Origin of the sequence: Lysinibacillus fusiformis (assembly GCF_003049525.1) — a bacterium.
Lineage (GTDB): Bacteria > Bacillota > Bacilli > Bacillales_A > Planococcaceae > Lysinibacillus > Lysinibacillus fusiformis.
Genome location: NZ_PYWL01000006.1, coordinates 170,870 through 185,110, shown reverse-complemented (window position 1 = coordinate 185,110; position 14,241 = coordinate 170,870). Strand labels below are relative to the sequence as shown.

Here is a 14,241-nt window from a genome sequence, read left to right as displayed (position 1 = left end):
ATAGTCATATTATAAAAGTTCTTATTTTCTGAAAAATTATCTTTTATTATGGCATTTGCCCATAAAAAAAATGTGTAGCAAGATTTACTTGCTACACATTTTTAGCTTGAAACACTTTAAATTACACCCCAGAAAGCTAGAATTTTCTTTAGTTGTTCCTCTGTATTTTCCAGATTCTCATTATTATAAATGACCGCATGAGCTCCCTTTTCTTTGACAGACATAGGCAACTGTGAGTGCATGCGTGCTAAGGCATCCTCTTTTGATAAATGATTGCGTTCCATTAAGCGTCGAAGCTGAACCTCTTCACTTACCGACACTACAATGATACGCTCTACAAAATGCTGAAGCTTACTTTCAAATAACAGGGGAATATCCATGACAACATGCTCATGGCCATCCTCTAAATAGGCATCACGTTGTCGTAGCATTTCCTTTCTAATGGCCGGATGCATAATATCATTTAAAATTTTGCGTTTGGCAGGCTCATGAAAAATAATATCTCCGAGCATTGTCCGATTTAAATTGCCATCCTCTAGTAAAATATCTTGACCAAAGTTTTCTGCAATAAATGCCAGTGTCTCTGTTCCTGGCTCGACGACATCTCGCGCTACAATATCTGCATCAACAATCGGTAATCCTAGTTCGAGCATCATTTTTGCTACTGTACTTTTTCCGCTTGCAATACTTCCTGTAAGTCCGATAATCATTGTTAAATCCCCTTTAATGTTGACAATTTGGGCAAAAAACCGATGTTCGCCCACCAATCGTCATTTGACTTGTTGCCGTTTCACATGCTGGGCATATCTTTTTCCCATACATTTTCAAACGATTCTGCATGCTCCCAGCTTCCCCATTAATATTTCGATAATCAGAGATGGTAGAACCACCTGCTTCAATACTTTGACGCAAAACAGCAACGATCTCCTCAAATAATGCTCGTTTACGCTTCTCACTAATACGGTTCATTTTTCGAGCAGGATGAATTTTTTGAGCAAACAGCGCCTCTGTTGCATAAATATTGCCACAGCCCGAAACGACTTGCCCATCCATAATCACTTCTTTTACGGCCTTATTCTCATATTTTGGTAATGTTGATTTTGTTATAAAAAAATCACACGCTAATTCATCAAACGGCTCTGGCGCCATTTTTGTTAATGGTACATGATCTTCAATTTTTGCCAGAAATCGTAGTTCACCAAAGCGTCGTATATCTGAATAAATTAAGTAACCACCATCAGCCATCTTAAAGGTGGCATGTATATGCTTTTGGAATTTTGCTTCATCGATGTCTTCTGGTGAATTCACAACAAACCATGCACCTGTCATTCCTAAGTGACTAACAAGTACATAAGGAACCTCATCTTTGAATAAGTGAAAGAAAATATATTTTGCACGTCGTTCAATTTTTGTAATCGTCATTTCAGACAACGTTAATTCAAATGCATCAGGCTCTGCTTGCTTAACAATACATTGTTTCCCCTCACTAAAAGAAAAGTGTACCCTTTCAGATAGCTGTACATGTTGAATTGTACGTCCTTCAACCTTTGGCTTCAATGCCTGGACGACACCTTCTACCTCTGGTAATTCAGGCATTTGAACCCCTCCTTATTTTGCTTCATACCATGTCGAACCATGGTTAAAATCTACTTTTAGCGGTACGGAGAGCTCGATTGCATTTTCCATTACCTCTGGCACAATTTTTTCTAGCAACGCAATCTCTTCCTTAGGTGCTTCAAAAATCAACTCATCATGCACTTGTAAAAGTAGCTTTGCCTGCATATTTTCCTTTTTTAGTCGAGCATCCATATCAATCATCGCTTTTTTAATAATATCCGCAGCACTTCCCTGAATCGGGGTATTCATCGCCGTACGCTCAGCAAAGCTTCTTAAATTAAAGTTTGAGCTCGTAATATCTGGTAAATAACGACGTCTATTTAAAATTGTTGTAACATAGCCATTGAACTTCGCATTTTGCACAATATCATCCATATACTGTTTAACACCTGGGAAACTAGCGAAATATTTATCAATAAAAGTTGCCGCTTCCTTACGGGTAATATCTAAATTTTGTGATAGACCATAATCACTGATACCATAAACAATCCCAAAGTTAACAGCCTTCGCTGCACGACGCATATTACTATCAACTTCATCTTCGGATACATGGAATACGTCCATCGCTGTTCGTGTATGAACGTCCATCCCTTCACGGAAGGCCTCTACAAGGTTTTTATCCTCCGACATATGTGCGAGTACACGTAATTCGATTTGCGAATAGTCCGCTGAAAACAGTATCCAATTCTCATTTGAAGGGACAAATGCTTGACGGATTTTACGTCCCTCCTCTAAACGGATAGGGATGTTTTGTAAATTTGGATCTGTTGAGCTTAGTCGTCCTGTAGCAGTTAAAGCTTGTTGGAAACGAGTATGCACCTTGCTATCCTTTTCATGGATTTCCTTTAGCAACCCTTCAATATAAGTAGACTGTAATTTACCAAGCTGACGATATAACAGAATATATTCAATAATGGCATGCTCAGATTTTAACTTCTCTAATACATCAGCAGCCGTTGAATAGCCCGTCTTCGTTTTTTTAATAACAGGTAAACCTAATTTATCGAATAAAATAACACCTAATTGTTTTGGTGAATTAATATTAAACGTTTCTCCTGCCTCCGCATAAATTTCTTGTTCAAGCACGACAAGCTTTTCATTAAGCTCTTGGCCCATTTTTTCTAGCGTAGCACGGTTAACGGTAATGCCTTCACTTTCCATCTCACCTAAAATGGCTGCCAGTGGCAATTCCAAGTCTTTATAAAGATCAAATTGTTCATTTTCCTTTAATAATGCCTCTAGCTTCGGCTGTAATGACCAGACAGCATAAGCTTTTCGGCTAACATGCTGTGCAAGCTTATCTATTTCAGGTATAGCACGTTTAGCCCCCTTGCCATAGACCGTTTCATCTGCTTGTACATCATAATACCCAAGCTCCCTTGCAAGAGTGGCAACATCATCCCCACTAAGTCCAGGATTATTAATATACGAAGCAAGCACTAAATCAAAATCAACGCCAGCTAATTGAATACCTGCTCGTTTTAATGCTGCTTGAGACGCTTTGGAATCAGACATGTATTTTATTTTTGAGGAGTCCTCTAACCAGCAACGTAATATATCTGATTTTGCCGCAATATCAAAAGGAATGTATTGAGTCTTGGTCCCATCAGATAAGGCAATTCCAAGTAGCGCACAAGTGTGGTAATGTTCATTCTCTAGCTCAACATGCACAGCCATCACATCTTGTAAGTCTTCTTGTCGAACTTCTTGAATTTGTTCAAAATCAAAAGGTGTTTGCTCTTGCTCCTGCACAGTAAAATCACTTTTCTCGAGCAATGATTTAAAGCCGAGCTCACGCCATACATTGATCAATTCTTCTTCATTCGGTCCATGGTACGCGAGATCAGTTAATGAAATGGTAATTGGGGCATCTGTAAAAATCGTTGCCAGCTTCTTACTCATCTTAGCCTGCTCTTCATTGGCTACCAGCTTTTCTTTCATCTTAGAAGCTTTCAATGTATCCATCGCCTCGTAAAGTGCCTCAACGGAGCCATGCTCTTTTAATAGTTTGACAGCCGTCTTTTCGCCAACACCTGGCACACCAGGAATATTATCTGAAGAATCCCCCATTAAGCCCTTCATATCAATAATTTGTAAGGGCGTTAAACCGTATTTTTCTGCAATAAAGGCTGGCGTATTTCTCTCAATTTCCGTAATCCCTTTTTTCGTAATATAAACCGTAACTTGCTCTGTCGCAAGCTGTGTTAAATCGCGGTCTCCAGATACGATGATAACATCCATATCCTGTGATGAAGCCTCTTTTGCCAGCGTCCCAATAATATCATCCGCTTCATATAGGTCTTGTTCATATTGCTTAATTCCATAAGCATCAATTAGCTTGCGTATATAAGGGAATTGCTCCGATAATTCTGGTGGCGTCTTTTGTCGTCCACCTTTATATTCTGTAAAGGTTTCATGGCGGAAAGTTGTTTTTCCAGCATCAAAAGCCACTAAAATTTGCGTTGGTTGCTCTTCCTCTAATATTCTTTGTAGCATCGTTGTAAAGCCGTACACAGCATTAGTATGAATTCCACTATCATTCGTCAACAATGGCAACGCAAAAAACGCGCGATATGCTAAACTATTACCGTCCAATAATAGTAATTTTTCCTTTGTCATAATATTATCCTCCTGCGTTGTCTTCTACTTCCTTCTACTTTATCATAACAATACATTTCAAGTAAAAAAAGCAGACGGGTCCTCCCTAAGGTTATCCGCTACTTTTGACTCGCTATCCGTCACTCTCTCGGTTTTATCCGTCACTTTTGGCTCGCTATCCGTCACTTTCTTTGTTTTATCCGTCACTTATAACATGCTATCCATCACTCCTGCATTTCAACCTATAGCGAATGTGAGCCCTTTATTGTGAAAATCCATAGCAGCAGGTAATGAGGTTTCTCCTGTCACAGGATCAGTGTATATTATTGCTTCATTTAATGTAATAGCAACTTGTTCGCCTCAATAGTAAAGGATTCCTCGTATTCAACGCATAAAAACGTAAAAAAACTCCCATTCGCGGAGAAAGTCCCAGTGAATGAAAGTTCTATTATAGATATTATTGATTGGCTGTTCGATGAAAAATTTCTTCATATATAATCGTTAAAATAAAGGCATTCATAAAGGCAAATACTAAAAATAATGGCATTCCACCCAGTTGTGGCTGTGTTAACTCTTTACTAAATACCATTACAGCACTAATTTGCGCTAAAAAGAAAATGAAGCCAATACCGACTTGCCAAATAGGACGCTTGACCTTACGTTTTTCATACCAAAACAACCTTTTAAACAGATTTCTTACATCATTTGCAATAATAATACTAACTAAAAAGATACTTACAAAAAATACAGGTATATGATAAACACTCTTTGTCATCCATGCAAAATCAGATAGGCGGAAGAACAGAGTCAATAACGATGCTATACTACAAGCAATTCCTACATTTTGGAGCCAAGTGCTAATTCGCAATTTCACAGCTATTACCCCCAACAGTTCTTTTTTAAACATTATCATTCTATCAAATTATAGGCTGTTGGGGAATAGAAATTTGTATGTTTCTATTATTTTCACAATATAACAAGTCAATTGTAGGGATATTTATAATTTTCATAGTAACCAAAAAGTCGCCTTCCTAATAGGAAAGACGACTTTGCTATCTATTATTTTAAATAACCAGATAAAATTTTTGCATAAGGTGATGATGCTGGCAAAATAATGACCGTATCCTCTCCAACCGTTTTCTTATAGGATTCTAACGTACGGTATAAAGAGTAAAATTCAGGATCTTGAGAGAATGATTTATTGTATATTTTCGCAGCTTCTGCTTCTCCCTCAGCTTGAATAATGGATGCCTCCTTATTCGCTGTAGCTAACATTTCCTGCACTTGTTGATCCGTTTGGGCTTCGATACGTCGTTTATCTGCATCCCCTTCAGAAAGATATAATTGAGCCGTTGATTCACGCTCTGAAATCATGCGGGTAAATACAGACTGTTCATTTTCTGCCGGTAAGTCTGTACGACGAATACGTACATCCACTACTTCTACACCATACTTGTCGTTTTGTAACAGTTCATTAACTCGCTCTGTTACACGATCATTGATGCTTCCTCGTGAAGATTTTTCATCATTAATAATTTCATCGTATCGCAGTTGGCCAAGCTCTGTTCTTATGACGGAGTAAATAAACTCCTCCATTCGAGTCTCTGCCTTGCTAAGTGTACCTGCATTCGATATTAAAGCTTTTGGATCTGTAATACGCCAAACAGCATAGTTATCGATGATAATTCTTTTTTTATCCTTTGTATTAATTTCTTCTTCTGAAATATTATAGGTCATCTGATTTTTTGGTAATCGTGTAACACTTTGAATAAAAGGTATTTTCATTTTTAAGCCTGGATCTCGTTCAAATTTCACTACTTCTCCAAACTGGCGAACCACGGCATATTCAGATTCCTTTACAATATAAACATTCGCAAAAATAATGATAGCTGTAGCAAAAACAACTGTTAATGTGATGACAATAGACAGATATTTTTTAGGGTTGAGCGGGCCTTTTTTCGCCATTTTCACGACATTGTCTCCCGAATCACTGTCTGTTGGAGCCGCTTTTTTGCTTTTTCCTGATAAAAAATTGAGGAATTTGTCAAGGTCCTTATTTTTTTGGTCCATTAATTACTGCTCCCTTCTTTTTTATCTGATTGTGCCTGCTGAGGCTGTAATGGCTGTAGTGGTAAGTACTTCATCGTACTGCCATCATCATTCATAATGTATATTTGCGCCTTCGGTAAGACGTTTTCAAGTGTTTCTAGAATTAATCGCTCTCGTGTAATTTGTTGATTTCCTCTATATTGCTCATACATCTTATTAAAGACAGCTACATCACCTTGAGCTTGCTCGATACGTGCTGTTTTTGCACCTTGTGCCTTGGAAATAATAGCATCTTTTTCACCTTCAGCTTCACTTTTACGCTGATTCATATACTTTTGTGCTTCATTCGTTTTTGTATTCTTTGTTTCACGTGCATCCGTTACTGCTGTGAAGGCAGCACGCACTTCCTTGTTTGGTAATTCAACGTCTTGTAATTTCACACCTAATACGCCAATACCAATATCATATTTTTCGATTAAGGACACTAGTAAATCACGTGTTTTTGCTTCAATTTCAGCCTTCCCATCTGTTAATGCTGCATCAATTGTAGAGCTACCAATAATTGAACGAATGGCGCTTGATGTGGCGCTATGTAAAATTTCTTCGGGGCTTTGTGCGTTAAATAAAAATTTACGAGGGTCGGTAATTTTCCATTGTACAACAAGATCAGTTAATACAATATATTCATCTCCTGTAATCATCTTTGTCTCAGCATCATAGGCTTCTAGCTCTCCTGCCTTATTTTGCTTATAGCCAAACTGTAAACTGAACGTTTCTTTCGATAAAATTTCAACTGATTGAACTGGCCAAGGTAATTTAAAATGAAGTCCTGGGTTTGTAACCATTTCATCGGCACGGCCAAATGTAATGACAACCGCTTGTTCTGATTCATCTACTGTGTACCAAGATGTAAATACGGTAATAAGTGCAATAACTCCAAAAATCCCAAGTCCAACCATCATTAGTGTCCTTTTCACACTCATGTCTGTTCCTCCCTTTTATTGATTACTATTGTTTACGGAAGAGTTTTATAAAAAGTTTCAAAATATAGTGAATTTAGCATAAAAAAATCCTGCTACCTTTTATGGTAACAGGATATTAATAACTAGATGTTCAAAGACTGGGAAAATGGTTGTGGTTAATACAATGCTAATTAAAGCAGCAACAATCATTGCTAAGCTGGCAAATGTACCCTCTAGTTCACCAAATTCAAATGCTCTAGATGTACCTGCCCCATGCGCGCCCATTCCTAACATTAATCCTCTAGACGATGGGTTGTGGAATCGACATATTTTAATAACAATAGGTGCTAATAGGCTTCCTAAAATGCCTGTCGTCATAACAAAGACAGCTGTTAAAGTAGGAGAGCCTCCAATCATATTTGAAATGTCCATTGCAATAGGTGTTGTCACTGAACGTGGCACTAAACTATGCACAAGCTCATTGTTTAACCCTACTACTAAGGCCATTATAAAAGATGAAATAATGGCGACTGTGGAGCCAACCGCAATACTTATAAAGATTTCGAAGGCATGTTTTTTTAATAAATTGACATTTTTATAGATAGGAACCGCAAAAGCAACCGTTGCTGGTCCTAGTAAATTCGTTAAAACACTAGCTCCTGCATTATAAGTTGTATACGGTATACCTGTTAGTAATAGTAAGATAATAATAACGATCGGCGTCACCAGCATAGGTGTCAGCCATTCCTTTTTATATTTCTTATAGATTATTTTACAAATATAAAAAATAATAATTGTTCCAAGTAAGCTACTACCAGCTATCCATAAACTCATACTGCATCACCCTTCTTTCGACGCCCTAGCCATTGTGCTGTGTAGCCCGTTACAAACATCACAATAATCGCACTTCCAACAATGACCAACACAACCTTCATGCCTTGCACACCGAATAATGCATCATAATCGATGACACCAATGGCAGATGGAATGAAGAAAAGTAAGAGTTCACTTAGTAATAATGCTGCCCCTAGCTCAATCCATTCAAGCTTAATAATATGAAACTGTAAAAGTAAAAATAATAGAACGAGTCCTATTATGCTCCCTGGAATCGGCAAGTGAAGTAGGCGTGCAATACTATTCCCAATCAATAATAGGAAATAAAGAAAGCCGATTTGCACGATACTTTTGACGATTTTCATGGTCATCCTTCTCTCATTTTTTTCTCTGCTTCAACAGTCAGAAAAACACGATTCAAATGAAAAGAAGTTATGATTTCACTGACTGTTCAAGCTTTAGTTTGACAAACTATCTACTACAGATTGATGTTAAACTTTTATGCTACTATACTTTACACCTATTTATCCTCTCTGTAAAACAGAAAAAGAATCTAGTGCCTAATAATTAGACAATAGATTCTTCTGTGGAGAAAATAAAACAGTTATTAAAAAATCTGTCATCACCAAATAAATTGATGAGCGCGATTTTTTAGTTTATAGTCTTAACAATCATATAAGGGGGTTTCTAGTTATAAGTATAGTTCCCAAATATGAATGTAACATTTTGTTCATGTAAAGGATTTGTTAATTTTTCGGAATCATCACAATCATTATTGTCCCTACGCCCACTTCACTTTCTACTTGAATACGTCCATGATGGGCCTCTACAAGATGCTTGACAATTGCTAAGCCTAAGCCTGTTCCACCTGAATTCCGGCTTCGTGCGCGATCAACACGATAAAAGCGCTCAAAGACTCGGGCTATTTCATGCTTTTCAATTCCAATTCCTTGATCTTCAATTTCAATAATACCATGTGTTTCATTTTCCTTTAAACGAATAGACACTGTTGTATTTTCTGGAGAATAGGTGATTGCATTGGTAATTAAATTCGTCACGATCTGAATAATACGATTGGCATCACCCATTACTTGTACGTCACGGTCAATATCCACTTGGAAGCTCATATTTTTTTCATCTAATCGTGGCGCTGTTAGCTCTGCTCCACGAATCAGCACATCCTGCAAGCCCATTGGCATAATGTTGACCGTGAAGCCATGTTGTTCAATTTTAGAAAGCTCTAACAAATCCTGAATGAGCATTTGAAGACGATTACTCTCTTTATAAATAATTTCCAAGAAAGATATTAACATTTTTTCGTCTTTATAGGCTCCATCCAATAAGGTTTCAGAAAAACCTTTAATAGAGGTAATAGGTGTTCGCAATTCATGGGATACATTGGCAACAAAATCTTTGCGAATTTGCTCTAAACGGACAAGCTCCGTTATATCATGCATAACAATAACAACGCCTAGCCATCGTCCATGGTCCCCAATAACAGGTGCTCCATATACTTCTTTATTATAGAGCTCCTGCTTTATCTCCATTTTAATTTGCTGTCGATAAGGCATCTCTGTAAGAAATACGTGATCGATAAACTGCTCTAATGATTTTGGTAAGCCAATTGTCCGGAATACCTTTCCCTGAACTTCATCAATCTGCATCCCAAAACGTTCTAAAAATACGCGATTCACAATAGAAATATTGCCTTCACGCCCAATCATCATGAGAGAGCTACCCATATTTTCGATTAACGTTTTCAGCCTCTCTTCCTCTACTTCACGAACAGTCGTAATATCCTGGAGATTACGAGCCAAAATATTAATGGAATGACTTAATGGAATCATGCGTTCATATTCATTTTCCTGGGCACGTGCACGATAGTTCCCCTTTGCAAGTTCAAGAGCCGTTTCCGTAACATTATCGATTGGTGCTGTAAAATTCCGTATCATATAGCGACTGACAATCCCGATTAAAATCAGGGTAATCGTGAAGAGGATGGCCAATATGATATAGAGTCTGGCACGTACAAAGGTCAAAGAATCTTCTAGATCTAAGCTCTGTGATGCAAATAATGCTTCTTGATCTTCCTCTGAAAGCTGGAGCTTGCGTTCATCTATTACTTGAGTCATTGATGCTTGTTTATGAGTATTTGCATCCTCATTGTATTGCTTAATATAAACAGGAAAAAGCTGACCTATAACAATCATTAGGACAGCTAATATCGTTCCAAGTAAAAGCATGAATGTCAAAAATAAGCGGTTGCTCATTGATTTCATGACGTTTTCGGCTCCTCAAATTTATAGCCAAGCCCCCTGATTGTTTTAATAAACATTGGCTTACGGCTATTTTCCTCAATTTTATCGCGAAGGTGGCTAATATGAACATCCACAATTCGAGTATCGCCAGCAAAATCATATTTCCATACAGCACTTAATAGCTGATCGCGTGTTAATACACGATTTTTATTTTCAAGTAAGTAAATGAGTAATTCAAATTCCTTTGGCGTAAACTCCAGTGCCTCATCTTGTAAAAAGACTTCAAAGCGTTCTGGAAATACACGCAATTGTCCAAACTCAAACATTTTCTCTTGCGGCTCATCTTTCTCATCTGATACAACATTTTGAGTAAAACGTCTTAAAACTGCCTTAACGCGTGCTAGTACTTCCCGTGGACTAAAGGGTTTAGTCATATAATCATCTGCGCCTAATTCTAGACCAAGTACTTTATCAAATTCGTCATCTTTTGCTGTTAACATTATTATAGGCGTATTCATACGCTGCTGACGTATTTGTTTACATACTTCCATACCATCTAGTTTAGGTAGCATCAAATCTAACAGAATTAAATTAGGCTGTATCTCAATTGCTTTTTCCAGACCTTCTTGTCCATCTGCAGCTGTTTCCACTAAATAGCCAGCCTGTTCTAAATTATATTTCAATAATGTTGCGATTGAAAATTCATCTTCAATAACTAATATCGTTTTTGTCATAATATAATGCCTCCGTTAGTGATTTGAAACCCCCATTTCAAACCTCAAGACGTCTATAATGCAAGTGGTGGTGTCACCAACAACATACCTTCAATCACAAGCTGCTTTTGCTCATTATAAGAGTGTACAGACACAGTAATCGTATTTTCATATTTATTGACTGCTGTTACCTCTAAAAGCGTATCAAACAATTCATAATGATAGAGAGGCCCTAAATATTTTAAATGTTGCTCAATAATTCGTGCACCCGGTCCTGGAATATACTTTGACACAGCTGATGTAATAATACCATTTAACATGATGGTCGGGACAATCGGCTTTTCAAAAGGTGTCATCGCCGCATAATCATGTTGAATATAAAGTGGATTACTATCATTCGTGAGCCCTAAATACAGCAACAGATCTCTATCCTCAATCTTTTCAGTTATATGGATCTTTTCGCCAACTGTAATTTCATCGATTGTCAGACCAAGTTTACTATTTTTTTGAAGCAAAGATACGCCAACCCCTTTTCTATCATACTACATTCATAGTATCAATTTTATGCCAAAAGTACAACGAAAAGCCGAAGTACCTTAACCCTATCACACTTATGCACAAAAAAACGAGCAGGAGTTACCTACTCGTTTTCTTAATTCAGCAAATACTCATGTACCGATATTGAAACTTCAGATATAGAGACATTGCTTATATATTTTTTCGATAGCTGAAATAGAGAGAGATCGACATGCTGCCCTAAAGACTCTGGCGAAAAGCACCTTGAGTCGGACATCGTTAATCTACACTAAAATTTTCATTACGTTGCGTACTGCATCTGCCGATTGGTCTAAAGCTGCTTTTTCTTTGTCTGTTAACTCAAGCTCAAAGATTTTTTCAATACCATTTTCGCCAAGTAATGTAGGAACACCCAGATATAAATCGCTATAGCCATATTCACCTTCTAAATAAGCAATAGATGGTAGAATACGCTTTTGATCTTTAATAATAGCTTCAGCCATTTCAATCAATGCTGCAGCAGGTGCATAGTAGGCTGAACCGTTTCCAAGTAAGTTAACGATTTCAGCACCCCCATTACGAGTGCGATCAACGATAGCTTCTAGACGTTCAGCAGGGATTAATGTTTCTAATGGAATACCACCTGCAAATGAATAACGTGTTAAAGGCACCATCGTATCTCCATGACCACCTAATACAAAACCAGTAATATCTTTTACTGAGACATTCAACTCTTCTGCAACAAATGCACAGAAGCGCGCCGTATCAAGAACACCAGATTGACCGATAACACGATTTTTTGGGAAACCAGTTTCCTTATAAACTGTGTAGGTCATGGCATCAACTGGATTAGTAAGGACGATAATTGTGGCATTTGGTGAATGTGCGGCAATCTCTTTGGACACTGTTTTCATGACGCCCTGGTTGATTTGTACAAGATCATCACGACTCATACCTGGTTTACGGGCTACCCCAGCTGTAATAATGACTACGTCAGAATTAGCTGTATCTGCATAATTTGATGTACCTTTTACATAAGCATCAAAGCCTTGTATTGGCGCTGCCTCCCACATATCTAGAGCTTTTCCCTTTGTAGGATTTTCTGCTTGTGGGATATCTACTAATACAACGTCACCAAGTTCTTTCTGAGCTGCTAAAAAAGCTGCGGTAGCACCTGTAAATCCTCCACCGATTACTGATAATTTTTTTCGTTTCAGAGACATTTGAATACGCTCCTTTAAAATGGGGTTATATATTTTAAAAGAGGGAGGAGAAATACATCTCACTCCCTCGATTAAACAAGTTCATCGTAAATATTTTATTTAACGAAAATTCACTTTTACCCTAATTATATCGGCATATAAAAGTATACTTTCACGTGAAAATTTCTATATCAGAATAGAAAATTATAAGTTTTTGATTAACTCATTAGCGAATTCTGAACATTTCACTTCTGTAGCGCCGTCCATTAAACGAGCAAAGTCATAAGTTACAACTTTAGAAGAAATTGTATTCTCAACAGATTTAGTGATCATGTCAGCAGCTTCTTGCCATCCTAAGTGTTCAAGCATTAATACACCTGAAAGTAATACTGAAGATGGGTTTACTTTATCTAAACCAGCATATTTTGGAGCTGTACCATGAGTAGCTTCGAAGATCGCATGTCCAGTAACATAGTTAATGTTAGCTCCTGGAGCGATACCGATACCACCAACTTGTGCAGCAAGTGCATCAGAAATATAGTCACCATTTAAGTTCATTGTAGCTACTACATCGAACTCAGTTGGACGAGTTAAGATTTGTTGTAAGAAGATATCAGCGATAGAATCTTTTACTAAGATTTTACCAGCTGCTAAAGCATCAGATTGAGCTTTGTTTGCTGCTTCTTCACCTTGTTCAGCTTTGATTGCATCGTATTGGTTCCAAGTGAAAGTTTGATCAGCAAATTCTTTTTCTGCTAATTCATAACCCCATTTTTTGAATCCACCTTCAGTGAATTTCATGATGTTACCTTTATGAACTAAAGTAACAGATGGGCGTTTATGTTTAATTGCGTATTCGATAGCAGAACGTACTAAACGCTCAGTACCTTCTTTAGATACAGGTTTAACACCGATACCAGAAGTTTCTGGGAAACGGATTTGATTTACACCAAATTCAGATTGTAGGAAGTTGATGATTTTTTGAGCTTGTTCTGAACCAGATTCGAATTCAATACCAGCGTAGATGTCTTCTGTGTTCTCACGGAAGATAACCATATCAACGTCTTCTGGGCGTTTAACTGGAGAAGGCACTCCATCAAAGTGACGTACTGGGCGTAAGCATACATATAAGTCAAGTTGTTGACGTAATGCTACGTTAAGAGAGCGGATACCACCACCGATTGGTGTAGTAAGAGGACCTTTGATTGCAATTAAGTATTCATTAATTTTGTCTAAAGTTTCTTGTGGTAACCATTCACCAGTTTGGTTAAATGCTTTTTCACCAGCTAAAACTTCTAACCATTCAATTTTCTTTTCACCGTTATAAGCTTTTTCTACTGCTGCGTCGATTACGCGTGATGCTGCTGCCCAGATATCTGGACCAATTCCATCACCTTCGATGAAAGGAATTACTGGATTATTTGGTACATTAAGTACGCCATTTTCAACTACAATTTTGTTTGACATTCTGTTGCCTCCTAAATTCATAATC

The 14,241-nt window shown here is 37.6% G+C and carries 13 protein-coding genes; all 13 read right to left on the bottom strand.

Annotation, left to right across the window (positions count from 1 at the left end; translation table 11 throughout):
• Positions 1-116: 116 nt before the first annotated feature.
• Entirely contained in the window at positions 117-710 is a 594-nt protein-coding gene (coaE, locus tag C9J29_RS15400; protein ID WP_089985710.1) for a dephospho-CoA kinase, read from the bottom strand.
• Positions 711-723: 13 nt separating this feature from the next.
• Positions 724-1,596, bottom strand: a complete 873-nt coding sequence (mutM, locus tag C9J29_RS15395; protein WP_008176868.1) for a bifunctional DNA-formamidopyrimidine glycosylase/DNA-(apurinic or apyrimidinic site) lyase — start codon at positions 1,594-1,596, stop codon at positions 724-726.
• A gap of 12 nt (positions 1,597-1,608) precedes the next feature.
• A complete protein-coding gene (polA, locus tag C9J29_RS15390; RefSeq protein WP_090002322.1) occupies positions 1,609-4,236 on the bottom strand; it encodes a DNA polymerase I in 2,628 nt (875 codons plus the stop codon).
• Between the two features lie 436 nt (positions 4,237-4,672).
• Positions 4,673-5,089 carry a DNA polymerase I gene (locus C9J29_RS15385; RefSeq protein WP_225316117.1) on the bottom strand — a complete coding sequence of 139 codons (417 nt, stop codon included), beginning with the start codon at positions 5,087-5,089 and terminating at the stop codon, positions 4,673-4,675.
• Positions 5,090-5,274: 185 nt separating this feature from the next.
• Complete coding sequence (hflC, locus tag C9J29_RS15380; protein ID WP_008176863.1) at positions 5,275-6,285, bottom strand: protease modulator HflC; 1,011 nt, start codon at positions 6,283-6,285, stop codon at positions 5,275-5,277.
• Positions 6,285-7,247 carry an FtsH protease activity modulator HflK gene (hflK, locus tag C9J29_RS15375; RefSeq protein WP_089985707.1) on the bottom strand — a complete coding sequence of 321 codons (963 nt, stop codon included), beginning with the start codon at positions 7,245-7,247 and terminating at the stop codon, positions 6,285-6,287. The genes hflC and hflK overlap by 1 nt, the downstream gene beginning before the upstream one ends.
• Positions 7,248-7,346: 99 nt before the next feature.
• Positions 7,347-8,060 carry an LrgB family protein gene (locus C9J29_RS15370; protein ID WP_008176859.1) on the bottom strand — a complete coding sequence of 238 codons (714 nt, stop codon included), beginning with the start codon at positions 8,058-8,060 and terminating at the stop codon, positions 7,347-7,349.
• The gene (locus C9J29_RS15365; protein WP_036119530.1) at positions 8,057-8,425 is read right to left on the bottom strand and encodes a CidA/LrgA family holin-like protein; all 369 of its coding nucleotides are present in this window, start codon (positions 8,423-8,425) and stop codon (positions 8,057-8,059) included. The genes C9J29_RS15370 and C9J29_RS15365 overlap by 4 nt, the downstream gene beginning before the upstream one ends.
• 381 nt (positions 8,426-8,806) lie before the next feature.
• Entirely contained in the window at positions 8,807-10,339 is a 1,533-nt protein-coding gene (pnpS, locus tag C9J29_RS15360; protein ID WP_089985705.1) for a two-component system histidine kinase PnpS, read from the bottom strand.
• On the bottom strand, positions 10,336-11,052 hold the full coding sequence (locus tag C9J29_RS15355; protein ID WP_008176854.1) for a response regulator transcription factor: 717 nt from the start codon (positions 11,050-11,052) through the stop codon (positions 10,336-10,338). The genes pnpS and C9J29_RS15355 overlap by 4 nt, the downstream gene beginning before the upstream one ends.
• A gap of 53 nt (positions 11,053-11,105) precedes the next feature.
• Entirely contained in the window at positions 11,106-11,546 is a 441-nt protein-coding gene (locus C9J29_RS15350; protein ID WP_008176852.1) for a MaoC/PaaZ C-terminal domain-containing protein, read from the bottom strand.
• Between the two features lie 285 nt (positions 11,547-11,831).
• Positions 11,832-12,770 (bottom strand): malate dehydrogenase, encoded by a 939-nt coding sequence (gene mdh, locus C9J29_RS15345; RefSeq protein ID WP_008176851.1) that lies wholly within the window; start codon positions 12,768-12,770, stop codon positions 11,832-11,834.
• Between the two features lie 183 nt (positions 12,771-12,953).
• Positions 12,954-14,216 carry an NADP-dependent isocitrate dehydrogenase gene (icd, locus tag C9J29_RS15340; protein ID WP_025114483.1) on the bottom strand — a complete coding sequence of 421 codons (1,263 nt, stop codon included), beginning with the start codon at positions 14,214-14,216 and terminating at the stop codon, positions 12,954-12,956.
• Positions 14,217-14,241: the final 25 nt, after the last annotated feature.